Source organism: Nostoc sp. ChiQUE01b (genome assembly GCF_034531255.1).
In the GTDB taxonomy this organism is placed as follows: Bacteria; Cyanobacteriota; Cyanobacteriia; order Cyanobacteriales; family Nostocaceae; genus Nostoc.
Genome location: NZ_JAVRBM010000069.1, coordinates 16,812 through 40,946, shown reverse-complemented (window position 1 = coordinate 40,946; position 24,135 = coordinate 16,812). Strand labels below are relative to the sequence as shown.

Below are 24,135 nucleotides of genomic sequence, written 5' to 3'. Positions count from 1 at the left end.
AAGCTTCCTTTGGGCAAAAGACCTTGTAAGTATGTAGATACTTAGGGAATTTGACAGGGAAAGCTGGGTGACATGAACAACAGAGCAAACCAAAGGCATGAAGAACATTATGTAATAAAATATTTCTGTATATTCAACCGAATGTTGATTTTCGTTGCAGAGATATTTATGTTACCCAGCCTTGTTGCTAGAAAGGTAATGCTGCGGTTGTTCCGAAATTTCCAGCATCCCAGACTTTACCGGCTAAGGCTTAGACACTCATCTGTGAAAATCCAAGGTGTTTCTCTACCTGACAATGAAGCAGAAAGGCTTAAAGCGCTGGCAGACTACAATATTCTAGATACCCTACCCGAACAAGCATTTGATGACCTAACTGCTATTGCTGGCTACATTTGTAAGACTCCAATTGCTTTAATTAGCTTAGTTGATAGCGATCGCCAATGGTTTAAGTCTAAGATTGGACTAAAAAGTAGCGAAACACCCAGAGATTGGGGTTTTTGCTCCCACGCCATTCTTAAACCAGAGGATATATTAGTGGTTCCCAACGCCATTAAAGACGATCGCTTTAAGAACAACCCCTTAGTCAAAGGTAATGCCAAAATTCGTTTTTACGCTGGTGTCCCTCTAATTACGCCTGATGGTCTTCCAATTGGGACTTTGTGTGTGATGGATACCATTCCTCATCATCTAAGTTACCAGCAGTTAGATGCACTGCGCCGCCTAAGTCGTCAGGCGATCGCTCAAATGGAACTCATTCAGGAAGTTCGCAACCGCAAACAAGCAGAGATCGAAGGAAGACAATTATTGCTCACTGATGAACTAACAGGTTTGTATAACCGGCGTGGTTTCTTCCTAATGGCTGCACAGAAATTGAAAATTGCTCACCGCATGAAAGTGTTTTGCTGGGTTATGTTCATTGATTTAGATGGACTAAAACAGATTAACGACACCCTTGGTCATGACATTGGAGATGCGTTGATTATTGATGCTGGTCGATTACTTAAGCAAAGTTTTCGGAACTCAGATATTGTTGCCCGTTTAGGTGGAGATGAGTTCATTGTTTTCATCTCTAGCTACTTTAAGGACGCTGATAGTATCCAAGCGCGTCTACAAGCAAATATCGCCAGCTTTAATCAACAGCAAAACTGTAGCTATAAACTTTCGATGAGTATCGGCATAGAGCGTTACTCACCAGAGAGCAATATGTCATTAGAACAACTAATCGCTAGGTCTGACGAATTAATGTATGCTCACAAGCGTCTCAAGCGGCAATCTCTTACATAGAATATCCCATTACATAACAGTCTTTAACTACGAATTACGAATTACGAATTACGAATTACGAATTATTTTAATTTACCACCTGGCTGCCATGACTGCGGGGGTCATCTTGATTTGCCGTTGGTGCTACTGGGGCTGAAAATTTAGAAACTTTGCCGCTAGCTTGAGCGTAAGGGAGAGAGGAACCAGTAACCAAAGCTTCTAAGTTACTAGCCATAATCGTCCGGGGTTGATCGCCGATCGCTTCAGCGATGGTTTCTCCTTGCTGACTCAAAAATACAAAATGGGGAATCCCATCCACCCGATATCTCAGCATTTCTGGCAGCCATTTGGTATTATCTACATTCAGCATGACAAAATTCATCTTGTCAGCATACTCTGTTTCTAATTGAGTGATATCTGGTGCCATTTTTTGGCAGACAGTACACCAATCAGCATAAAACTCTACTAGAGATGGTTTGCCGTTGCTGACGGCTACTTCTAACGGTGTGGAAGTCTCGCTTAACTTGGCTAGAGTTGCCGAGGTTGTTTCAGTTCGCAATCCTAAAACGAGGGAAACGCTAAGAGCGATCGCTACCATTACAATTAAAAAGTTTCTCACACGCTTCCCGAATGTGGATTCAGGTTTTTCGGGAGAATTAACAGGTGAATCAGTACTCATAAGAGAATTATAAAAACTTATTAAGCAATTTCTTCTTTAGTTTAGCTGACTCTACGCTCTTTAATTTCTCTACCTTTGGAACACTTGAACTGGGCATGGGGCATGGGGCATGGGGCATTGGGCATTGGGCATTGGGCATTGGTTATTTCTCCCTTATGCTCCCCTGCTCCCCTGCCTCTTTGCTCCCCAGTCCCCAATCCCCTATTTACTTCACTTACAAAATTGCTCCAGTTTCCTTCAAATAAACTCGCGTAAACGGTTCATCTTCACCCAAAGTATAATCTTCAATCAACCCTTTGCGACGAATAGAAATATCGTTGCCTTTTCTAATCACCACAGTCGAACCATCGAAAACATCTCGCACCAAAATCATCTCAGTTTCGGTGGGATTATCCAAAACTACGATATTACTATTCTGGTAAAATATGCCCTGTTCTTCGAGGATTTCTTCAGGATACTCGGCAATTAGCAAATCAAGTTTGGGATGACGCAGCAAAGTTTGAACATTACTGTTATAATCTTTGCTTAATACTTTTTTCGAGCGATTCACAAAAACGGCATCACGACAAACAGCACCTATTGTCAAGTTGGAATTTTGCAAAAGGATATGGTCAATCGTCGCTTGTAGTTCTTCAATCGAGATTTTGTTAAAGGTAATAATTGGTATCCTGGCATCTGTACCCGACTCAAAAAAGGTTTCTAAAATATGAGAAGGCACATCAACACTTTCACCAACAGAAGGTTTAAGATGCATTAAAACGCCTGGTGCAGCGTTGATTTCCAGGATGGCAAAGTTACTAGACTTCCAAGATTCTGCAAGACTTTTGGTGATCACATCAATTCCCAGGCAAGTCAGCTGAAAATGTTGGGCAATATCTTGCGCCAAGATAATATTGTCATCATGAACTGTCGGGGTTGCATCGATGCTCATACCTCCGGCTGAAAGATTAGCAACTTTACGCAGGTAAACAGTGCGTTCTTTCTCAATCACGCTGTCTAATGATAAGCGCTGTTCCTCTAGGTAGAGTTCCATCGCTTCATCAATCTGAATTTTACTCATCGGCGAAGTTGGCGTGTCTAAACGTGCAGGTTTGCGGTTCTCTTGGCGAATTAACTCTGCAAGCGTTAAATACCCATCACCCACGACTGATGCTGGACGGCGTTCTGTGGCGGCGACAAATCGACCATTGACACACAACAAACGAAAATCCGATCCGGTGATGCTTTTCTCAACAATTATTCGGGTTTGCTGATTTTCGGGAATCGCTGCTAGTGACCGATTATAAGCAGATATCAGTTCTTTTGAGTCTTGTACATCAGCCGTAACGCCAATTCCTTTGTGACCCACTACTGGCTTAACTGCCACTGGGTAGCCAATTTCTCTTGCTGCTGCCAAGGCTTCTTTTTCGGAAAAGACAATACTACCTTCAGGTACTGGGAAACCCAAGGTTTTCAAAAATGCCTTACAATCATCTTTGCGGGTAGTAAACTCTGAATCTAGATGGCTATCACAGTTAAATGTTGTTGCTACCCCCCGGACGTGTTTTTTTCCTAAGCCGTATTGCATCAATCCTTCTTCCCACAAATAAAAGGCGGGAATACCTTTCTGGTAAGCTGTTCGCAATAGGGCGTAAACTGTGGGGCCACCGTAGACAGATGCGCGAAATCTATCTTGCAACCTCACCAGTTGCTCATCAAAGGCAAAGTCTTCGTCTTGGGTAATGGCTTCAAACCAATCCCAAACAAAGTAGACTACCTCTCTAGTTGTGCGTTCATGTAGTGATTGGATGCTAATCCGCGTCAGATTTGGATATGGCTTAACACTCCAGCGGTTTAGGTGTAAATCCATGTCCAATTTTCCGGCTTCAGACACAACTTGGGCAAAGAGATGGGCATAAGATTCGTAGGTTTGATCGCGAAGATTTGGATAGCGATCGCCAATGCTGGCAATATAATCTTCAATGGGCAAAGGCTTTCTAGAGTCAATTAGAGCAAAATCAAATACTACTGCCCCTACATCTAAATAAGGGTTGGGGCCAAAGTAATGCTTGAAGTTGAAAATATCGAATACATCCGTTCTTCTAGCATTAATGCGGACTAATTCACTGCTTTTTTGTAGAACCATTGATTACAAACCTTCAGCTAAACACCCTAAAATTTTAATGCTGAGTTATAGTTACTCAGACTTACTGATTGTAGATTGACTCAGGTTAATTTTGGAGAGTGATGGCTTTGCCACTGAGCTAATCAGAACCCACGCTAACTCTATTACTAAGCATTTTTAACTATCTTAAGGCATAATTTAATCCCCATTCTTCTGCCAGTAATCAATTACAGTCAATTCATCCTTATGAATAATCAAAGATATAACCTTTGAAAGGTGCAATACTCATCCAAAAATTGTATAAATGGACGTGGGGCATTAAAAAGACAGTATAAAAAGACAGCAAAGTATGAATAGCACACAAGCTGCTCTAAGAGATGAAATTCGAGAACTAGCTGACGAAGCTTTTCACCAAAAGCTGATCTCTGGACATGGAGATGGGGAAGACATGAATGAGTATCAAATTGTCTACCAAGGCAAACCCAGACATCTGCCACTAGAACAAGCACGTTTTTTCTTAACTAACTTACTTTACAGAAGTCGGGTTCATTAGGACTTGCGATCGCATATCTAAATTGCATTTAGCTAGGTCAATACCAATTACTCACATTGCACGAGAATTCTCCAATTGACAATTAGTAATATAGCAGTCCTAAATCATTCGTGAAAATTATATCTCTCTTTCTTCTTTCTTTCCTTTGCGTCCTTCTCTAACGAGACGCTGTGCGTTCGCGTAGCGTCCCGTAGGGAAAGAAAGGCAGTTCGTTTTCTAATCTATATTTTTCACAATTCAAATAGGATTGCTATATAGCCAATAATGCCTTTAGGAAATACTTCTAAAGGCACTTGACGTTGTAGATTTGATTTAGTAAATGAAAAATTTAGATAATTTTTCGGAAAAATATTTTGGTCTAAATGCGATGTCTAAGGACAAGCCGCTTCTCTACAAGACGCTTTGCGAATGCGTCTACGCAAATGTTAACCCTACTTTTATCAAGTAATCTATCAAAGGGATGATTTGATACATTGAATTGTCATGTTTTAGTGAGATTTATTAACTCAAATCCAGGGGGCATCATGGTGGAAAGTAATATCAAAAGGCAGTTAGTAATTATTGGGGGAGCCGAAGATAAAGAGGGAGATTCTGTAATTTTGCGGGACTTTGTACGACGCGCTGGAGGTACAAAGGCGTATATTGTAATTCTGACAGCAGCCACAGAACTACCAAGAGAAGTGGGAGAAAATTACATTAGAGTGTTTGAGCGCCTGGGAGCCGAAACTGTTCGCATCATTGATACAGAAACCCGTGAAGATGCATCTTCATCTACCGCATTGGAAGCTATTAGTAAAGCAACTGGGGTATTTTTTACAGGGGGAGATCAAGCTCGTATTACCAACATCCTTAAGGACACCGAAATCGATACGGCGATTCACCAGCGCTTTTCTGAAGGCGCAGTTATCGCAGGCACAAGTGCCGGAGCTGCTGTGATGCCAGACGTTATGATTGTGGAAGGCGACTCAGAAACACATCCTCGGATTGAAACTGTCGAAATGGGCCCAGGTCTGGGATTTTTACCAGGGGTAGTAATTGACCAGCATTTTTCCCAACGGGGACGCTTGGGACGTTTAATATCAGCTTTGATACTACAGCCTGCTGTCTTGGGATTTGGTATTGACGAAAATACCGCTATGGTAGTAATAGATAACCAAATTGAAGTAATTGGTGAAGGTGCGGTTACAATTGTTGATGAATCAGAAGCTACATATAACAATATGGGCGAAATTTTGAAGGATGAGTCTTTGGCGATTTGTGGAGCAAAGCTTCATATTTTGCCACATGGCTTCAAATTTGACCTGAAAACTCGTCAGCCGATCCTAAATAATGGCTCTGTACCAAATGGCTCTCAACCACTTGCTTCAGTTAACACTTAACTTTTAGTAAGTGTATTTAAACTGAAAATTTTTCTAATCGCTGTAATACCCCTGCCTCAACCTTTGGTAGGTAGGGGATATCAAGCGGTTCAAAACTGAAGTCTAAGCGAAATAAAATCTGCACAGTAGCTAATACCAATTTTAAAAAAGAATGCGACAAATAGACCATTTGTAGAGACGCGATTCATCGCGTCTTTACCCAAGAATATGTTGCAATCATTAATTGAATTGGTATAAGTTTTTAACAATCCAGTATAACAAAAAGTGATATTTTAAATAACCATCTTCACCAAAGTAAGGTAGAAAGAATATCAAGGCGATTTCGTTAAACTATAAAAACTGTCAGAACGAATCTGACTGCCATTTCGCCAAACTTCCACTTTTTCTGGAGTGACTAAATAATAAAAACTTCCATTATCTGCTCGATATCTGCTTTTACCAATATTCAAAGCTGTTATTTTTATCGGCTTGTTTGGGTCTTGCTTCAATTGCCCAATATAAAATAACTGACCATTTTCTTCACAGACTTTTACACGAATGCTTGCTGTCTCACCTTCAATGATGGTAACTCCATTGCATTTAGTATCACCGCTTACAGGTGCAAAACCTATTGGAATTGGCTGTGAAGGTGAAATTTGATTTGCTACTGGGGGTGGCGAGACTGGGCGGTTCGGGTTATCCACTTGCTGAACTTTAGAACCGGAACCAACACTTGCAGTTACGGATATCAACAAACGAAGGGGGTCAACTGCTACTCGACCATTTGGATGAACTTCAAAGTGCAGATGAGGTGCTGTACTATTGCCTGTAGATCCCATCTCGGCAATAATTTCACCTTGAATGACCTGTTGACCCTTGCTCACCAACAAACGGCGATTGTGGCCATAAACAGTAATGCTGCCATCAAGATGTTTAATAGTTATGGCATTTCCTAATCCCCAATTATCCCAACCTGCTTTAACAACTGTACCGGATGCCGCAGCCACAACAGGAGTTCCAGATGCCCCTGCAATATCAATTCCTTCATGTTGATATTTGCGGAAGCCTTGAGAAATAAACCCTTTAGTTGGCCAGATTAAGTTAGAAGTAGGGATAGGAGTTTGCCCAATTGGGGAATCGCCTGCTAATTGTGTTAAGGCAGATGTAGCTGTACTTAATACAGCGGTTAAGGATATTAACCCAATTAGTCCGTAAGTACGGTATCGATAAGCAGTAGCTTTTTTCATAAGTTGTAAGTCTATTAGAACAACAATTCAGACACTTTCTGATTATTTGTTGTTTCAAGCTTACTCGGAAAATATCAGGAAATCTTTAGTGAGTTTGTAGCTTTCTAACTTTTTAGATAATGAGAACCGCTATATTTAATTCTGGGAAATAGTTTCAAATTTTCCTAAAGTAGTTCATTTGTTCGCATTGAGAGGGCTGGGTGAGTTAAACTTGCCTAACCCACCCGATAAACTAAACAGTAGAGAAATTACCCATTAAAAACGCGACTGCGCCATTTATTCAACCGGGCTTCGCCAATTGTGGCAGATCGGCGGGCATCAGCAATTTGCTCTTGCAAAGCTGCAATCTGTTTTTCTTGAGCGTCAGCTTGCTGTTGCAAAGATGTATATTCACCTGTGCTGGTGGGCAAACTAGAAGACTGCCAACTACTACTAAATTTTGTTGTCCCAATAGTGGCAAATGGTCGTAAGTCTGCTAATTGTTGTTGCAAAGTTGTAATCTGGCTTTCTTGCTCTTGAATCTTTTGCTGCAAGCTTTGCTGGGCTGCTGTGGGAGTTGGAATAAAGGTATTAACTGGAGCAGCAGTTTCTGGCTTGGGCTTGAATATTTCAGCCAGCAATGCACTAATATCTGTGAGTTTTTGTCTACCGTAAGGAGCGTTGGTAATTAGCGATCGCACCAGTTGAGGTTCATTATTCGTTGCTAAGTTCTTATCACTGCTAGAGTTGCTCCGCACCAGTTGTAACATATTGGTAAATTCCAATATCTTTTTGCCCTTTTGAGTTTTATAACCTCGATAATATGGGACTATATTCTCGCCAAAGGCATCTAAATACTCGTCGCTATCAAGATAAGAATCAATATCCGCCTCAAAACCCTCCTCATCTAGAATGTTGCTGTGATATATCGTCTCCGAGTAGTCATCGGGAGCGCGACCCAGCAGGTGCTTAAAGTTCAGTTCAATTGCTCGGTAGCGGTAAATGTTATCAAAAAATCTGGAGCGATATAACTCTGATTTGGCAACTTGACGCACAAACTCACGCACATCAATTATGCCTTGCTTGAGTTGGGATTCTGGAACTACGAGCCGCTCACTTTCCATGATGTAGGCATTACCCAATACTTGCCGATAAACTGCTCGAATTACAGTTTCAATGTCATCAACTGAAGCAGTAGTCCACAGTTCGATGGGTTCTGTTTGGGGAAATGCTTGATATTGGCGTCGTCTGGTTTCGTCGTCTAGGAAGATTTGCATAGTTGGGTTAGTGTGGGTAAGAGTAACTAATTTGGAAACTAAGAATAAAATTTCTGTAGGGGAGCCAGTGCGTTGGACGGGTTCCCTGGCTTGTACCCCTTTCCTACGGAACGCTCCGCGAACGGGGAAGCAAGCTAGCAAGAGCGTCTCTCCTTCTCCCAAAGGGAGAGGCTAACGCCAAGGGAGAAGCAACTGGCGTTGTGTTAGGCGCATATTTCAAGATGATTTGTCACAAAAAATATAAATCAAAGTGCCTAACACACAGATCGATAACATGGTGCGTGAGGCTAAAGCCATAACACACCCTACTTATGATTTACTAATTATTGGGTCAGGATTAATTTATCAAGTTTTGGTGAATTTTTTAGTTACATTTTCTAACAAACTTAGACGGCTAACTGTTAATAACTAACAGCTAATCACAATGAGAAATTAGCAATTAGACATTAACAATTAGCCGTCAACCCCCTTGGGGAGTATTTAAAATTCAAAACTTAATTTTGAATTGAAGTGTAGACGCCTGTCAGAAGAATTTCTTCAGGATAGTCACTCTCAAGCACGCTCATCAAATCTAGTGTAGAAACCACCGTATTTTATCCAGTATTGTTTCAAATCATGATGAGGTGTATGTAAACTAGCTTTTGCCTGATATAAAATAACTTGGCGATGATCGCCCATCCAAATTTTATTAACTGGGTCAACGGATATTACTGTACCTCCTAAAGAAGCAACGCATTCAGAAAATCTCTCAATCGTTGTGTATTCTAATGTCTCGAATATAAAAAAGTTACCCGAACAAATTAAATGGCGGCTGCGAATCCAGCAGCGCATTTTTTTTTCAGCCAGTGGAGGCAACATTTTGGTTTTAACAGATTCAAGCTGAATCAACATTTCTGGCGCTCACCGCACGTAATTCATCAGCAAAACTTTCCCGTTTTTCAAATTGTAATGGGCCAGCGGTAGATCCCCATATTTGCTTATGGGTTTCAATATCCATACCTTTATCTAGACTTATCCAAGTATGCTCGGTTATTTCTACTTCGCTGACAAGATATGTCTGGCATCCATTGCGTTGAATCAGACATTGATTACCCGATTCGACACTACCTCGAAACATTTCACCTTCTCGTTGGAAAACCATTGAACAGTGATAACGCCGTTCGATGCTTTCTGGGGTGATGGTTTTAAGGATATCTAATTCACGAGCTGCACCTGCATAAAGCATCTGGTCTTTCAAGCTGTAATTTTCGATATAAATGCGATCGCCCAAATCGACTAGTCGATGTACTCCCTGACGATAGGGTGTCCACAAATCGTGGTCATAAGCTTGTTCCGAATAGAAACCGATGCCAGAAAAAAATTCAATCGGTAAAGGACGAAAAAAAATGTGAATGTGGGCGTAAAGTTGCGGATTTGCAAAAGATTGCTTGTAGTTGCTAAAATCTCCTGCCATCCAACAGGCTAAGGTGAGCAAATCGCTAGCGTTGGTGCTAGATTCGCTGGGCGCTATCGTCACGTCGCTTCGCTCCGAATTCAAAATTCACGCATTCAAAATTCAAAATTAACAATCTCCATAAATAAATTTAGGAGCCACTGCGGTCTTGGGGTTTCCCCAAGTAGAGGAGGCAGTGCGGTCTTGGGGTCTCCCCAAGTGGAGCAACTGCCGTCAAGTGGTGTGAGCTTGTACCCTTTTATGTTTTAACCTGATATTTGCTAATTGGTTGAACTTGACAAAGAACGAATTTCTGAAGAAAAGGAAGCTGTTGTCACACCTTTACCATCACTAGTTTTAATCATTGCTACCCGAAATCGGAGATTTGGGTTAGCAAACCAAATTCGCTCCTCAGCAGCAGCGAGTTCATACTCTGTTAGCAGGGTAAAAATACCATCGTCACTCAGATGATATTTAGCCACTGCTGGAATTGTTTCAGCGTAGCCTTTGTCCCGCAGGAGTTTTCCTCTAGAAGGATTTTCGACATCGGGAATTGGTACTAGTACAGTACTGCCAGAGATTGGTTTATCCTCCCAGTCTGACTCACCTTCCCAAGTCATCCGAAAGGGGTGAGTAATACTGGCGGGTTCAGTGTTATGCAATTGACAGATTGCTACCACTGCTGGATCGTTGGTGGATAGAGACTCAATGTCAATGTTAGACAATACTTCTTCAAAATGGGCGAATGCTAAATGATGAGCGCTTCGCTGCGATCGCCATCGTCCAATTGAAAGTTCAAAAAACTCAGTAATTTCCATTAGAAAAGTGATTTTAAAAAAGTAGCTTAAAATCCAAGAGATATCTTGACAAAAAAGAAAGTTATTCTCTTAATCTATATGTTAGCCTCCTTGACTACAACTGCATTGGGGAGTGCTGAGTGGGGAGAGACGCGATTAATCGCGTCTGTACAAGAGTTAGGAGTTAGGAGTTTAGAGTTGTTATTCTTTCCCCAGTCCCCATTACCCCTTATCCCCAGAGGGGGCCCCACCTTCCCCAGTCCCCAGCCTCCTACTTAGACAAATCTAAGCAACTTCAGTGATACTGATAATTTTGCCGCCTGTCCGATGAATGTTTTGCACTTGTCCAGACAGTTGGTTGTAGTTAACTACATATTGCAGGTTGCCCAGACGAGTACGGAGATTACTTGCACCTTTGACAGCTTTAATCAAGAAGCGTTTATCGGTGCTGTTGACACTAGAACCAGCCGCAGGAGCTTTGATGGATGTGGGTAAATTAGAACCGATATCGCCAATCAGTTTGGCTTTACGATCGCTATCACTGCTAGCGAATCCTCTCGCTAAACTAAAGGTGCGGTTAAAGGTAACATTTTTAATTCCGATTTGGGAGTTTGCGCTGCGAACATAGGGAACAATATTCTCGCCAAAATTCTGCTGATATTCGTTGCTATCGATATAGGAGTCGATCTCAGCATCATAGCCCTGTTCGTTGTAGATGCGGACGTGTTCGGAAATTTCTGCTTGATCGGCAGGAGGACGTCCTAGAAAATGTTTGAAGTTCAGTTCAATGAACCGATACTGCGAAGAAGAGTTGAAAAACAGGGATTGATAAATCTCTGATTTCGCGACGATGTTGACGAATTCACGGACGCTGATTTTGCGATCGCGCAATTGCGATTCAGCTGTGGCTAGTCGCTCACTTTCCAACAAGTGAGCATTACCCAAAACCTGTTTGTAAACTGCCCGAATCAGTGTTTGTAATTCACTTTCGCTGGTGTTCGGACGCAGCTCAACAGTAGGTGAATCAATAACCCAAAGTGACATTGAAGTATCTCCCGAAAAACGCTAATTAAATTAAATTTACAAGTATCCTACCCCTTTATAGAGGTAAAATTTCCCATCAGTTGTCAGTTATTTTTGCTACTGACTAGCTTTTGTAAAACTTTAGTTTGTGAAAGTGGGTTAAATGTTTTCGTATATCACAACTGACGGCGGAATTTGTCAAACTCCAGATTAGCGATCGCTTTGGCTAACTTTTGATTGACCGGGATTTACGCAAACTACAGCCGAAAAGAATGATTTTCTGCTTCTAAGCGCGTGTAGTTTTGCGTAAATCCTAAAACGATCGGCACTGGGGATTAAAAGACTAGAGACTGAGTATAGCGGAATTATTTCCCAATCCCTAATCTCTAAATCCCGAATTTCTATTCTTTAGTTGACAGGGGTAATACTGGCGATCGTACCACCCTGTTGGTGAATCCGTTGATACTCTTGTGAAAGCTTATTGTATGGCACGAAAAAGACTTGGTTACTGCGGCGAAACTTGGAAATGTTATTTACCACATTTGCTTTGTAGCCAGTCACTTCAATCCGGTAGACCTTACCATCATCATCAGATCCTACACCTTGACGAGTGCGAGGAGTAGATGTTGGGTTACGGAATGTAGCACCCTTGCTGGCTGGTGAAACCACAGGGGTAGGCGTGCTTTGAATTAGCAGGCTGTTTAATTTTGGTTGTTTGCCAGCTAAGTCACCTTTCAGGCTGCTGCTAGAGGAACCACGTACCAGTTGGAATAAGTGGGTAAACTGAACCAAACTCTGGATAGCTTCGGTTTTGTAACCCCGAATATAAGGGACAATGTTTTCCCCAAAAGTTTCTTGATATTCGTCGCTGTCTAGATAAAAATCAATCTCACCCTCAAAGCCCTTTCTATCTAGAATAGTGCTGTGTGTACGCGTTTCTTCTAGATCCAATGGCGCACGACCAAGGAAATGTCTGAAATTTAATTCAATCGCCCGATAGCGAGGGGTGCTATCAAAAAACCGCGAACGGTAAAGTTCCGACTTCCCGACTTGACGCACAAACCCGCGAACGCTAATTTCACCCCGTTTGAGTTGGGATTCAGCAACAGAAAGCCGCTCACTCTCCATTACATAAGCGTTACCTAGAACTTGCTTGTAGACAGTTCTAATTACGGTTTCAACATCCTCATTAGAGCGATTTGGCCACAGATCAATGGTATCAGTGTCTTCAAACAGAGCGACCCCTAATCGTGATGCTGGTCCAAAAGCCATTCAAACTATCTCCTAGTTAACAACTAAAATTTTATGAGAAGGATATTCAGCAGATGTTAAAAAACTTTACATCATGGTGAAAAAGTAGGGGACATAGAGATTTTAAATCCTTATTAGTCGTGATGATTTTAAGTTTTTGCATCGTTTGCCTTTACATATTGTGATACGATGCTGAAACCATATTTATTAAAATTTGTTAAGTTAAATCATACTTGAGAGAAAATTCAGCTTTTTTTTAGTATTTGATTTGCAATTGGGATGTAAATGATGGTAGAATAACATTTCCTTGAGCCAGAGTATTAAGTGTGCCGAGTTACACAAGCTGATCTTGATTAGGACTTACGCAACTGGCACAGTGCGAGCGCAATTTTATAGTACAAAAATACTATTGAATTTGGAAAGTAGCTAGTTGGCTAATTAAATGGTCAAAATAGGGAGCAAGAGTTTGCTGCTGATCGGCTTGGCAGCGTTTCAAACTAGCAGCCTTGATGCTTTTTAAGCCTAAAACCATTGCATCCAATGGAACTTGTAACTCCTGATAGAGCAAATTCATATAATGCAGTCCTGTGGGATTTGTATATTTACTGTGACCACCTGCTATGCCATAAGTAATGCAGCGGAGAAAATGCCAAAAATCTCGCCAGCAAGCTTGGGCACGTTCAGGTGGATAAAGACCGCCTCCAGGCTGGATAATTTCGGGATAAGTTGCCAAAACTTGTTCCCTAGATTCATCAACGATTTCGGCTGCCTGATCGCGTAACAATTGAGCAACAGGAATCAACTCAGAATTATCGGGTGACAAGGTTTTAATCTGCAATAAATCTTCATCATTGAGGTAGCGAAAAGCATCATCCGCAGCTTGAAATATAGCGATCGCTGCTTGTGGATGGGACTGTTCCCACTCAGCAAAGCTGACAATTCTAGCTTTAGCGATTAATTCTTTAACGGTTTCGCTTAATTGAGTCATTGGTTTTGGGGATAGGGTATTGGGCATGGGGCATGCCCTAAAATAAAGAATAGCTGTACCAAATGCACTTATGGAAATCCATAAAATCCAAGCTGAACTGAAGAACCCAGATTTTCATTATCGTTTGAAGGCGATCGCTGCCCTCAATGATTATGAATCAGAAGTTGCAGTTCCTCTGCTTACGAGTAAACTTCATGACTCAGAATTTTTAGTGCGTTCTTTTGTGGCTAGAGGTTTGGGTAATCAACAATCAGCGGAATCTTTTGCAGCTTTGATGCAAATTATGAAATTTGATGATACTCCCAACGTGCGGGCTGAGGCGGCAAATTCTTTATCGCTATTTGGCAGAGTTGCAGTTTCTCATCTAGTTTTGGCATATTATCAAGATGATCACTGGCTAGTTAGGCGGAGCATTTTGGCTGCGATCGCTGAAATGGATTGCCCTGAAGAACTATTTGATATATGCGTTCAGGGTTTAAAAGATGAAGATTTCACAGTTCAGGAATCTTCTGTTGATGCACTTGGCTTACTAGCTAACTCTAGCCAACATACTGCGGCATTATCCCAGATCCTAACGTTGGTGAATGATGAATCTTGGCGGATGCGCGTGCGAGTTAGCTATGCCCTCAAACGATTTGATGAGCCAGAAGCCAAAGTAGCCCTCAACCAACTCAGACAGGATGAGGATCACCGAGTTGTTGGAGCTGCTTTAGAAGACTTATTGCCACAATAGCGGCTTGGGTTTGTCCCCAATGCAATTATTGTGAGAAAACTTATCAGATGAATAGTATATATTTTATTTTACCTTAAATTTGACTAAAATATCCGGTTAATCTGTCAAAATCTGGAATAAAAGATCAACTTTTTCTAGATGAGGAGGCATTTGTGACTGATATACAAGCTGGTCAAATGACTTGGCGACTACCAGGTTCCTCAGAATCTGCTTTATATTTGCGGCATAATGCTTCGGAACCTTGGCGATCGTATAAAGAATTTCCACAATATGTCCTACCTGATCCGCCCGGTTTTTCCGAAGGATACGCGACATTTTTAGCGCTCCTGAAAAAGAACTGGCAGCCGTTGTAAACTCACTACAGAACAACTATAGCAAGGGACTGGGTACTGGGTGAAAAGTCTTTTTGTGTCTAAGTTTTATCATCTGTTGATGTCCTAATCACCAAGGCTTGTGCTATAATTAAATAATTATTGGATTTGGGGTCGCACCTTTAGTGCGTTGTCAGCGCAACACCGAATTTTGGATTTATTTCGCCCACAAGGAGTGCAGCTTGAATCTAAAATCGGCACGCTTAAACACTCAAACTTTCACGAGTTGTTGTGCGGGTATAGGCGTTCCAAACATCGAGTTCTGAATGTGGACGGCTGAAAAGCATAGCTTTAGTTGCTTCTGTGAGTCCTTGAGCAAGAGTAAAGTCTGCCCCAGCGATACTTAGAAGATGCTCCATCTCTGCATCACTGAGATCGGTTGCTCGCAGGTCTGTATCCCGCAAATCGGCTCCAGTCAGTCGAGCATTTCGTAAGCAAGCCCCTGTCAAATAAGCTTTTGTTAGATCGGCACCACTCAAATAAGCACCTTGTAAATTGGCTCCTGTCAAATCAGCGCCACTCAAGTAGGCTCCACGCAGATTAGCACCTTGTAAATCTGCATTTCGTAAAGAAGCTGTATTGAGAAAAGCACCATTGAGATTAGCACCCGGCCCTACCGCTCCAGAAGTTTTGTAATTATATTCTTCAGGCCATTTCGTTTGTGAATCATAACGTGCTACTTGGAGTTTGGCTCCCTGCAAATTTGCGCCACTGAGATTTGCTTGTTGGAGGTCAGCACGGTTTAAATAGGCTCCCTGCAAATTAGCCCCACTCAAATCGGCTCCTTGCAGATTAGCGCCTCGCAAATCTGCTCCACTCAAATCGACATTACTTAATACCACCTCACTGAGGTCAGCTCCTAATAGCTTGGCTTTACTCAAGTTAGCTTGTCGGAAATCAACTTGCTTTAGATTGAATTGGTACAAATCTATTGAATCCACAGGGGTTCCGGCTTTGAGGGCTGTTAAGATTTCTGGAGTTGGACTGGGGCGTTCGCTTGTAATAAGTTGAATTTCACTATTTGTCATCAGCTGATTAAAATATCACTTTTGGAGTTATTCTACACTTTAGCTAAATCGGGACTTCATCTCATCACTCAGGATTAATAACGCCAAAATTTGATCAAACGAGGTTTCAAAACAGATGCATATAATACCGCCTTTGACAATGCTCGACTTCTTCCGTAAAAGTGAAGGTACATGGTTTACAGAACGCTCCGTTCATCATTTTGACTCGGCGGCGGATGAGTCCGGGGAGTCGAATTTGATTATAAAAGTTATGGAAAAGGACGATCCGAAAGTCCAAGAAGTTTGTAAAGCCCAAGGGATAGATCCTAGTAAAGCAACAAGCGGTGCTAGCTTTGCATGGCAAGCTAATCTGGATACCAGGCTACCCAATACCGATAATGCTGCGATTTTGGTTGATGTTCCCGACGAAACGAGGCGTTCTGGAAAACTGATTCGCAATCAAGGCTATGTTGAGAGTATTCCAGTTGTGAGCCGATATCGGTTTGCCGATGATGGAGTGCTGACAATTGATACTGACTATGACAACAATCAAGGTCAGGAACGTTGTTGGTTTGTTACGGATGATTTTCGTGTCAGAGTCAGTACTGTGCGAATGATGAACGGAATCAACTTGATGACTTATTGTTCTGAGCGTCGCTGTGTTTCTCAAGAAGTCTTGGAGCAAATGATCGGTCGGAATCATGCTAGGCGTTAGTGGGGAGTGGGGAGTGGGGAGTGGGGAGTGGGGAGATGGGGGAGATGAGGGAGACAAGAAGAATAACTATGCCCAATGCCCAATGCCCGATTCCCCATTAAGGAATGTTGCTTTGTTTCTCATAAATGAGACGTGCATGATTGTCATAACTTATTTTCATGCAAGGGTTAATAAATCATGCTCCATGTATAAGCCTTTCCTGGAATTTTTAGAAAAAGAGCTATTTCAGCGGTTTGATTTACAAAGTAGGGTCATTCCCCCTGGTTTGGAATTCAAAGTTAGCGATCGCGGCAGAAACCCAGCAACTATTCGCAGTTGGTGTCACCAATGTCAAGAGTTGCGGAAAATTCGTTATACCTACATTGATGCTGGGGAAAGCGCTCAAATTTTTAACAGCGTGATTTATCCCAGTCATCACTACGATTTACCTCTGTTAGGGATTGACTTTTTATCTTTTGGGAAAGTCAAAAACCTGATTGTGCTTGATTTTCAGCCTTTGTTTCAGGATGAAGATTATCAAAAAAAATATATAGTTCCGCTAAAATCTCTTCACGATAAATACCCAGATTTGGCGCAAAACTTAGAAATGAAATTTTACGATGCCAATCAGTATTTTTCTAAATACCTATTGTTTGCCAAAACAGACCCCCAAACAGTGGCAACGCGAGTCTTTGAAGCTTTTCAGGATTATTTAAACTTGTACTGGCAAATGTTAGCAGATGCCGAACCGCTCCAAGACCCTGAAGATATCCAGCGGATTGTCAAAGCCCAAAAAGACTATGACCAATATAGTGCAGACCGCGATCCAGCATCTGGTTTATTTAGCAGTTACTTTGGTCATGAATGGGCAGAGCGCTTTCTCCATGAATTCTTATTTGAAGATGCTGTTCCCCTAGCAGTCGGTGCCGGCAAAAGATAAGCGTTGGGCATTGGGCATTGGGCATTGGGGTATCTAGTTGGTCGAAGTAGTATTTTCAAGTTAGTAGGTATAGGGTTTAATTTGGAATTGGAGCGAAGCAGACGTGACACTCTATCAACCATTTCTCGATTATGCGATCGCCTATATGCGATCGCGTTTGGATTTACAGCCCTATCCTATCCCCACTGGGTTTGAGTCCAAGAGTGCTGTTGTGGGCAAGGGAAAGAATCAGGAAGAGGTTGTCACCACCAGTTATGCTTTTCAAACTTCAAAATTGCGGCAAATTCGTGCAGCTCACGTACAGGGTGGTAATTCGCTGCAAGTGCTGAATTTTGTAATTTTTCCCCGCCTCAACTACGATTTACCCTTTTTTGGGGCAGATTTGGTGACATTGCCAGGAGGACATCTAATTGCTTTGGATATGCAGCCCCTATTTCGGGACGATCTAGCATATCAGGCGAAATATACTGAACCAATTCTGCCCATTTTCCACGCCCACCAACAACATCTGTCTTGGGGAGGAGATTTTCCCGAAGAAGCACAGCCTTTTTTCTCTCCGGCTTTTCTGTGGACTCGTCCCCAAGAAACGGCTGTCGTAGAAACTCAGGTGTTTGCCGCTTTCAAAGACTATTTGAAAGCTTATCTCGATTTTGTAGAGCAGGCAGAACCCATAACAGATTCCCAGAATTTAGTAGCCATTGAGCAAGCCCAACTGCGATACCTGCGATATCGGGCTGAAAAAGACCCAGCGCGAGGGATGTTTAAACGCTTCTATGGTGCGGAATGGACTGAAGAGTATATCCACGGCTTTTTATTTGACCTAGAGAGAAAATTAACAGCCATCAACTAGAGGCTCTTTGACCGCACTCAGTGCTGAGTCCTCGTTACTGAAGACTCATCCAAGTCACGTTAAACTAGGAAAATAATCTCAGTAATACCAATTCAAAAAATGTTTGCGACATGATCCGCTGATGCGCACCTTCCCCGATACCTTGGAAAGGGTTGGCGAGGGATCTTATCTATATGTTATGTGTTGCATTCTTTTTCAAATTGGTATTAGCTGTACTTAAACTAGTTTGTCTTCATAATGGTTTCCACCTTTCCCAATCCTTCTTCGGTTGATCTATCTCGCATCCGACTTTCGATCCGCTCATTGCAACCGCAATTAGTAGAGTGGCGACGGCGATTGCATCAACAACCAGAGTTGGGTTTTCAAGAAAAACTGACTGCTGAGTTTGTATCACAAAAGCTGCAAGAATGGGGGATTGAGCATCAAACTGGCATTGCTCACACTGGCATTGTTGCCACCATCCAAGGCAACAAACTTCCTGACTCGCGACTTCCGACTCCCCAAGTTTTAGCGATTCGCGCGGATATGGATGCTTTGCCAATCCAAGAACTCAACGAAGTGCCGTACAAATCGCAGTATGATGGAGTGATGCACGCTTGTGGACATGATGGACATACAGCGATCGCTTTAGGTACAGCTTATTATCTCCAGCAGCATCGCCAAGACTTCTCCGGGATCGTGAAAATTATTTTTCAGCCAGCAGAAGAATCACCAGGAGGCGCAAAGCCGATGATTGAAGCTGGAGTTCTGAAGAATCCAGATGTTGACGCGATTATTGGTTTGCACTTGTGGAATAATTTGCCTTTAGGAACAGTGGGTGTGCGTGCTGGGGCATTGATGGCAGCTGTGGAGTGCTTTAACTGCACAATTTTGGGCAAAGGTGGACACGGCGCACTACCCCATCAAACTGTTGACTCCGTTGTTGTTGCTGCCCAAATCGTCAATGCTTTGCAAACCATTGTCGCTCGGAATGTTAATCCCATTGATTCAGCAGTAGTGACAGTGGGCGAACTTCACGCTGGAACCAAACGTAATGTAATTGCTGATACAGCCAGAATGAGTGCTACTGTCAGGTATTTTAATCCTAGTTTAAAAGACTTTTTTAACCAGCGTGTCGAGCAAATTATTGCTGGAATTTGTCAGAGTCATGCTGCAAATTATGACTTAGAATATTGGTCACTTTATCCACCAGTAATTAATGATATAAAAATAGCAGAACTAGTGCGTTCAGTCGCAGAAGAAGTGGTAGAAACTCCTCTAGGTATTGTGCCAGAATGTCAAACTATGGCTGCTGAAGATATGTCATTTTTCTTAGAAGAGGTTCCTGGTTGTTATTTCTTTCTAGGTTCTGCTAACCCTGCGAAAGACTTAGCATATCCCCATCATCATCCCCGGTTTGATTTTGACGAAACCGCCTTGGCAATGGGTGTGGAAATATTTGTTAGATGCGTGGAAAAGTACTTTGTTTCATGTCATTAGTCAGTAGAGACGCGATTAATCGCGTCTGTACAATGGTCATTGGTCATTAGTTATTGACAAAGGACAAATGACCAAGGATGACCATAACAAAAATTTTCACAATCTCATTTAGGATTGCTATATCTCTAATTACTGACTGCCGATTTCTGTTTATTGCTAACTTCTAAAGGCAGGAAAATGGTCATCACTTCCCCATAGTGTGGACGCTGGCGCACAATTAGTTTGCCACCGATCGCCTGAAACAAATGCTTGGTTGCAGCGATATTTAAACTAATCGTACCTGTTTCTGGTTGGAACATCAGCAGTTGACCAAGGGCTTTGCGAATTGGTGGCGTTGCAGGTATGGTAGTTTTATTGGAATCTTTACACCTCAATTGCGGCGATAATTGTAACTTCAGTTGATCTCCAGCTGGGATAACTTGTACTTGAATATGGCTGCCAGCGGGTAAGCTGCGAGTAAAATTTTCCATCAAACCAGTAAGAACTTGATCCAGCATAGTGGGATTGCTTACCACAGTCGGTAGTTGCTGGGGTAAAATAACATTTAAAGTTAAGTTCCGCCGATGCGCTGCTTGTTCCCAACGGGGAATGCTCTGCTGCAACACTTGATCTAAAGACATCGGCGTGAGTTGAGTTTTCGATGATTTTGCTGAGGTAGTAGTTTCTAGTTCTGCCGCCTTAAACAGCAATTCCATGCGGTCAATTTGCTCGGTACACTCGTGATCGATAATTTTTAAACGATTGATCGCGCTAGCATCTAAGTCTCGCCGCTTTAACAGCAGACGAGTCATAGTGCGAATAGTTGTTAAAGGTGTGCGGACTTCGTGAGCGAAGGCTTGGAGCAATTCTACATCAGGATTTGAAGAAGGTGGGGCTTCCTCTGGGGATAAGGGGTAATGGGCATTGGGCATTGGGCATTGAGGGATAACTCTTCTCCCCTGCTCCCCTGCTTCTTCCTCAGTTCCTAGTAAAGAGTCCCTAGTCTCTTCTGGTTCTGTTAATTCCTGAAGCAACAACTGGCTAAACTGAATCATCATTCGGTAGTCTGGTGCTACCGGAGAATACTGTTCTACTAATGCGTCCAAGTGGGCAAAAAATTCTGGATTAGCCAGCATTACCCGTGCCCCTAGCGATCGCCAAGCCTGCTGCACTACCTCTGGCTCAAAAGAAAATGAAAAGGTTTTTTTACCGTTTTTGTGGGTTGCTAAAACCAGCACTAATCTAAATTTATCTGTAAAAACTAAGCAAAACTGTTCTGCACCTAGAGGATCGGCAGGTAGTAAAGGAAGTACCGAATCATGGAAAGCAATGTCTTCATTTACAGATGCGTTGGCATAGTCTGCCACAGGTATCGTACCTGGCATCTGAAATGGCATCAGCGCCAAAGGGTTAAATGGTTTTGCTGTAAAAGTTACTGTTTGTAAACTTTGAGTCAATTTTGGTTGACTAAACAAGGGTGCTGGTGCGGCTAAAACTAATCCTTGGGTTATGTCAACTGAAGGGTCTGCTAAAGTATTTAATAGCAAATGTTCTGTCGCTGCGAGGCTGATACGCCACTGCTGCTCTGCTTTAGCAGGTGAACATTCTGCCATACTTGATTGATTTTCAGCCAAGATTCCACTCAGGCTTGGCAATATCCATTGGTACACAGGCTTTCACCCCTTAATTCAAGAGCGACTAACAGCATCTAGGTTAGACATTTCACTACTATCTAAGAGGTTATAGCTATTTGTATACTCGTGACAGTGGTAGAACCGAACAATTAGGGTGCAATTTCCCCTGTAAATTAGTTACTTAGTACTCGACCAACTGCAAATTGCTAAGTGAGAGTGGGGAGTAAGAAAAGATATAGCAAAACGTAGTATCTGTCATTGCGATTGCATTTTTTGAGTAGATTAGCAATAGACTATCTCAAAGGCACTTTATGACTTCTTTTGAAACGTCAGTTGAAGATTTGGTACTAGTTGCTGGTGCTACTGGTGGAGTAGGGCAACTGGTGGTAGGCAAGCTACTGGAGAAGGGCTTGAAAGTTCGTGTTCTGACACGCAATGCCGTAAAAGCTGAAGAGATGTTTAACCAGAGAGTAGAAATTGCCGTTGGTGACATCCGCCAGCCAGCTACACTGCCAGCGGCAATGCCAGATGTCACTCGTATCATAAGTTGTACCGGAACTACTGCCTTTCCCTCTGCGCGATGGGAGTTTGACCAACCACTAAACTTGATTGAATGGGGAATCACTTTCCTTAACCCTAAATCTAGTGAAACAAAAGCAAAGAATAGTCCGGCAAAGGTCGATGCCGAAGGTGTAAGCAACATAGTAGCAGCAGCACCCCGGAATTTGCAGCGATTCGTTTTCGTCTCTTCCTGTGGAATTCTTCGTAAAAATCAGTTTCCTTTTAGTATTCTGAATGCGTTTGGCGTGTTGGATGCCAAACAAAAAGGCGAGGAGTCTATTATTAATTCAGGATTACCCTACACCATTATCCGTCCAGGACGCCTTATTGACGGGCCCTATACCTCATACGACCTCAACACCCTCCTCAAGGCAAAAACAGGGGGTAAATACGGTGTGGTCGTAGGCACTGGAGATACTCTTTCGGGTGATACTAGCCGGATTGACGTAGCAAACGCTTGTGTGGAATGCCTTTTTCAGCCAAGTAGTTCTAGGAAAATTTTTGAAATAGTCAACCAGGGACAAAGACTGCCTGTGATTGACTGGGAAACTCTTTTATCTTTGCATTAATATTCAGGAGGCATTGGGCATTGGGCATTGTTAACTTCTTCCCCATGCCCAAAAACTCCATTCCGCAAGTGGCGTGGAGTTTTTCATTAGCAAAAGTCAAATGATTTACGGTAGAGGATGGAAAAAAGTCCCATATTGTAACCCAGGAAAAATGGAATTCAATTCAATGAAAATCACTGCTAAAATAACTACTGCTAATGTAGCAACTACAGGAAGCACTGTCAGATATTTCAACAAATAACGTGGCTCCATGTTCTTCTCCTAAATCAACTAAGTTTACATTGACATTCAGTCATTTTTCTAAGGTTAATTGATAGTTAATAGTTAATCAAAACCATCAACTGTCAATAGCCTTTAGCGAATTGAAATCGGAATTTCTTCATCCTTATTAACCAAGTCACCACTGAGAAATTCTTGAACTGCTGATGCCGGCCAAAGGAAAGCCAGTACCATAGATTTGACGAACAGTGGTATATCGATAAATATTTCTTTTTCTTCTTGGGAACCAAGTTTTTGAATTGCCCGCAAATAGGAACGACCTGTCCAGCCAATCCAACCTGCAATATAGAGAAATATCACTATGGGAGTCAGCACGTCAAGGGCAAGGCTCAAGCGGTCAAGAACTAAATGAGGTAAACCATCCTCGCCACAAAGTAACCGAGAATAAGCCCTTAATGGCTTTGTCGTATAATAACTATCAGCAGCATTTTGTACTCGTTCTACAAATACAGACGATTCGGCACAAGGTACTAATCTAGTGTTCTCCGCTAAAGCTGTGGGGACAACATTAAGCCAGAGAAAAATTCCCAAAATTAAAGCAAATATTCGTTTCACGATTTTGTCCTTTGTTAGTAGGATGAACAATCCGTACTGATAATTATTGACCTTAGCAGTTTTGAATTCATGGCTCTTATAGCAAAGTACTGAGTACTGAGTGCTGAGTGCTGAGTATAAACCCAGTGAAATCAAGGCTTTTAGCAATCAACATTGTCCTAACCTATGTGGCTACGGCTATAACTTTTAGAAAAACAGTTGTAAGTATGTGCCCGATATTGAGTTGGGAAAAAAGGTTTTCAAGAACATTACAAGCACAGAAAAAAAGGCAATTGCAATATTCCCAACTATGGGAGCAATAATTGTCTGTTTGAGAAAATTTTGCATGACTAATTTGAGCATGGCGCATTGGTTATTTCCCCCTGCTCCTCTGCTCCCTCATCCCCTTTCACAAATAACTCACCTCTAGGTTGTACATAAATCAGTTCTGCTGACATTTCGACGTTTAACTCATGTCCATTCGCCGACTTTGGCAATTGCTCTAAGTTGTCACCAATAGTCTCAGGGTGGGAACGAGGAAAATCCAAAATGCT

Annotated in this window: 26 protein-coding genes; 11 read left to right on the top strand and 15 right to left on the bottom strand. The window is 42.2% G+C overall.

Going from position 1 to position 24,135, the window contains the following annotated elements; all coding sequences use genetic code 11:
* The first annotated feature begins 72 nt into the window (after window positions 1-72).
* The gene (locus RMY63_RS31380; protein ID WP_322732439.1) at window positions 73-1,284 is read left to right on the top strand and encodes a sensor domain-containing diguanylate cyclase; all 1,212 of its coding nucleotides are present in this window, start codon (window positions 73-75) and stop codon (window positions 1,282-1,284) included.
* A 67-nt stretch (window positions 1,285-1,351) separates the two neighbouring features.
* On the opposite strand, the gene RMY63_RS31375 is transcribed toward RMY63_RS31380, so the two are convergent.
* Together RMY63_RS31375 and RMY63_RS31370 are read right to left on the bottom strand one after the other, a co-directional pair.
* Entirely contained in the window at window positions 1,352-1,942 is a 591-nt protein-coding gene (locus RMY63_RS31375) for a thioredoxin family protein (RefSeq protein WP_322732438.1), read from the bottom strand.
* Window positions 1,943-2,156: 214 nt separating this feature from the next.
* A complete protein-coding gene (locus RMY63_RS31370) occupies window positions 2,157-4,067 on the bottom strand; it encodes an acetate--CoA ligase family protein (RefSeq protein WP_322732437.1) in 1,911 nt (636 codons plus the stop codon).
* 328 nt (window positions 4,068-4,395) lie between these two features.
* Here RMY63_RS31370 and RMY63_RS31365 point away from each other — a divergent pair, with 328 nt between their 5' ends.
* Together RMY63_RS31365 and RMY63_RS31360 are read left to right on the top strand one after the other, a co-directional pair.
* A complete protein-coding gene (locus RMY63_RS31365; RefSeq protein WP_322732436.1) occupies window positions 4,396-4,599 on the top strand; it encodes a hypothetical protein in 204 nt (67 codons plus the stop codon).
* A gap of 524 nt (window positions 4,600-5,123) precedes the next feature.
* Complete coding sequence (locus tag RMY63_RS31360) at window positions 5,124-5,978, top strand: cyanophycinase (RefSeq protein WP_322732435.1); 855 nt, start codon at window positions 5,124-5,126, stop codon at window positions 5,976-5,978.
* A 311-nt stretch (window positions 5,979-6,289) separates the two neighbouring features.
* On the opposite strand, the gene RMY63_RS31355 is transcribed toward RMY63_RS31360, so the two are convergent.
* Together RMY63_RS31355 and RMY63_RS31350 are read right to left on the bottom strand one after the other, a co-directional pair.
* Window positions 6,290-7,204, bottom strand: coding sequence for a M23 family metallopeptidase (locus RMY63_RS31355; RefSeq protein ID WP_322732434.1), 915 nt, complete (start codon window positions 7,202-7,204; stop codon window positions 6,290-6,292).
* Between the two features lie 248 nt (window positions 7,205-7,452).
* Window positions 7,453-8,460 (bottom strand): phycobilisome rod-core linker polypeptide, encoded by a 1,008-nt coding sequence (locus RMY63_RS31350; RefSeq protein WP_322732433.1) that lies wholly within the window; start codon window positions 8,458-8,460, stop codon window positions 7,453-7,455.
* Window positions 8,461-8,710: 250 nt separating this feature from the next.
* On the opposite strand from RMY63_RS31350, the gene RMY63_RS31345 reads away from it, so the two are divergent.
* Complete coding sequence (locus tag RMY63_RS31345) at window positions 8,711-8,872, top strand: hypothetical protein (protein ID WP_322732432.1); 162 nt, start codon at window positions 8,711-8,713, stop codon at window positions 8,870-8,872.
* 140 nt (window positions 8,873-9,012) lie between these two features.
* Here the strand turns inward: RMY63_RS31345 and RMY63_RS31340 are convergent, their stop codons facing one another.
* From RMY63_RS31340 to RMY63_RS31315, 6 genes are all read right to left on the bottom strand, one after another.
* Window positions 9,013-9,351 (bottom strand): CpeR family transcriptional regulator, encoded by a 339-nt coding sequence (locus RMY63_RS31340; protein WP_322732431.1) that lies wholly within the window; start codon window positions 9,349-9,351, stop codon window positions 9,013-9,015.
* Window positions 9,335-9,976, bottom strand: coding sequence for a chromophore lyase CpcT/CpeT (locus RMY63_RS31335; RefSeq protein ID WP_322732430.1), 642 nt, complete (start codon window positions 9,974-9,976; stop codon window positions 9,335-9,337). Before RMY63_RS31335 ends, RMY63_RS31340 begins: the two co-directional genes overlap by 17 nt.
* A gap of 197 nt (window positions 9,977-10,173) precedes the next feature.
* Window positions 10,174-10,710, bottom strand: coding sequence for a phycobiliprotein lyase (locus RMY63_RS31330; RefSeq protein ID WP_322732429.1), 537 nt, complete (start codon window positions 10,708-10,710; stop codon window positions 10,174-10,176).
* Between the two features lie 264 nt (window positions 10,711-10,974).
* Window positions 10,975-11,733 (bottom strand): phycobilisome rod-core linker polypeptide, encoded by a 759-nt coding sequence (locus RMY63_RS31325; RefSeq protein ID WP_322732428.1) that lies wholly within the window; start codon window positions 11,731-11,733, stop codon window positions 10,975-10,977.
* Window positions 11,734-12,120: 387 nt separating this feature from the next.
* Window positions 12,121-12,984 carry a phycobilisome linker polypeptide gene (locus RMY63_RS31320; RefSeq protein WP_322732427.1) on the bottom strand — a complete coding sequence of 288 codons (864 nt, stop codon included), beginning with the start codon at window positions 12,982-12,984 and terminating at the stop codon, window positions 12,121-12,123.
* A 385-nt stretch (window positions 12,985-13,369) separates the two neighbouring features.
* Window positions 13,370-13,951, bottom strand: coding sequence for a phycobilisome protein (locus tag RMY63_RS31315; RefSeq protein ID WP_322732426.1), 582 nt, complete (start codon window positions 13,949-13,951; stop codon window positions 13,370-13,372).
* Window positions 13,952-14,021: 70 nt separating this feature from the next.
* On the opposite strand from RMY63_RS31315, the gene RMY63_RS31310 reads away from it, so the two are divergent.
* Complete coding sequence (locus tag RMY63_RS31310; RefSeq protein ID WP_322732425.1) at window positions 14,022-14,684, top strand: HEAT repeat domain-containing protein; 663 nt, start codon at window positions 14,022-14,024, stop codon at window positions 14,682-14,684.
* 152 nt (window positions 14,685-14,836) lie between these two features.
* Window positions 14,837-15,037 (top strand): hypothetical protein, encoded by a 201-nt coding sequence (locus RMY63_RS31305; protein WP_322732424.1) that lies wholly within the window; start codon window positions 14,837-14,839, stop codon window positions 15,035-15,037.
* A 221-nt stretch (window positions 15,038-15,258) separates the two neighbouring features.
* On the opposite strand, the gene RMY63_RS31300 is transcribed toward RMY63_RS31305, so the two are convergent.
* Entirely contained in the window at window positions 15,259-16,083 is an 825-nt protein-coding gene (locus tag RMY63_RS31300; RefSeq protein ID WP_322732423.1) for a pentapeptide repeat-containing protein, read from the bottom strand.
* Between the two features lie 115 nt (window positions 16,084-16,198).
* On the opposite strand from RMY63_RS31300, the gene RMY63_RS31295 reads away from it, so the two are divergent.
* The 4 genes from RMY63_RS31295 to RMY63_RS31280 all read left to right on the top strand — a co-directional run bounded on the left by RMY63_RS31295 (window position 16,199) and on the right by RMY63_RS31280 (window position 20,025).
* Window positions 16,199-16,777 carry a phycobiliprotein lyase gene (locus RMY63_RS31295; protein WP_322732422.1) on the top strand — a complete coding sequence of 193 codons (579 nt, stop codon included), beginning with the start codon at window positions 16,199-16,201 and terminating at the stop codon, window positions 16,775-16,777.
* 184 nt (window positions 16,778-16,961) lie between these two features.
* Window positions 16,962-17,696 carry a 15,16-dihydrobiliverdin:ferredoxin oxidoreductase gene (locus RMY63_RS31290; protein ID WP_322732421.1) on the top strand — a complete coding sequence of 245 codons (735 nt, stop codon included), beginning with the start codon at window positions 16,962-16,964 and terminating at the stop codon, window positions 17,694-17,696.
* A gap of 103 nt (window positions 17,697-17,799) precedes the next feature.
* On the top strand, window positions 17,800-18,546 hold the full coding sequence (locus tag RMY63_RS31285) for a phycoerythrobilin:ferredoxin oxidoreductase (protein ID WP_322732420.1): 747 nt from the start codon (window positions 17,800-17,802) through the stop codon (window positions 18,544-18,546).
* A gap of 237 nt (window positions 18,547-18,783) precedes the next feature.
* Window positions 18,784-20,025, top strand: coding sequence for a M20 family metallopeptidase (locus tag RMY63_RS31280; protein WP_322732419.1), 1,242 nt, complete (start codon window positions 18,784-18,786; stop codon window positions 20,023-20,025).
* A 125-nt stretch (window positions 20,026-20,150) separates the two neighbouring features.
* Here the strand turns inward: RMY63_RS31280 and RMY63_RS31275 are convergent, their stop codons facing one another.
* Window positions 20,151-21,674: a HAMP domain-containing sensor histidine kinase gene (locus tag RMY63_RS31275; protein ID WP_322732418.1), complete on the bottom strand. Its 1,524-nt coding sequence runs from the start codon at window positions 21,672-21,674 to the stop codon at window positions 20,151-20,153.
* 275 nt (window positions 21,675-21,949) lie between these two features.
* Between RMY63_RS31275 and RMY63_RS31270 the strand changes: the two genes are divergently transcribed.
* Entirely contained in the window at window positions 21,950-22,768 is an 819-nt protein-coding gene (locus tag RMY63_RS31270; RefSeq protein ID WP_322732417.1) for an SDR family oxidoreductase, read from the top strand.
* A gap of 105 nt (window positions 22,769-22,873) precedes the next feature.
* Here the strand turns inward: RMY63_RS31270 and RMY63_RS31265 are convergent, their stop codons facing one another.
* The 3 genes from RMY63_RS31265 to RMY63_RS31255 form a co-directional block, all read right to left on the bottom strand.
* Window positions 22,874-23,020, bottom strand: coding sequence for a photosystem I reaction center subunit IX (locus RMY63_RS31265; RefSeq protein ID WP_322732416.1), 147 nt, complete (start codon window positions 23,018-23,020; stop codon window positions 22,874-22,876).
* 102 nt (window positions 23,021-23,122) lie between these two features.
* Window positions 23,123-23,602: a Photosystem I reaction center subunit III gene (locus RMY63_RS31260; RefSeq protein ID WP_322732415.1), complete on the bottom strand. Its 480-nt coding sequence runs from the start codon at window positions 23,600-23,602 to the stop codon at window positions 23,123-23,125.
* A 329-nt stretch (window positions 23,603-23,931) separates the two neighbouring features.
* A complete protein-coding gene (locus tag RMY63_RS31255; RefSeq protein ID WP_322732414.1) occupies window positions 23,932-24,129 on the bottom strand; it encodes a hypothetical protein in 198 nt (65 codons plus the stop codon).
* Window positions 24,130-24,135: the final 6 nt, after the last annotated feature.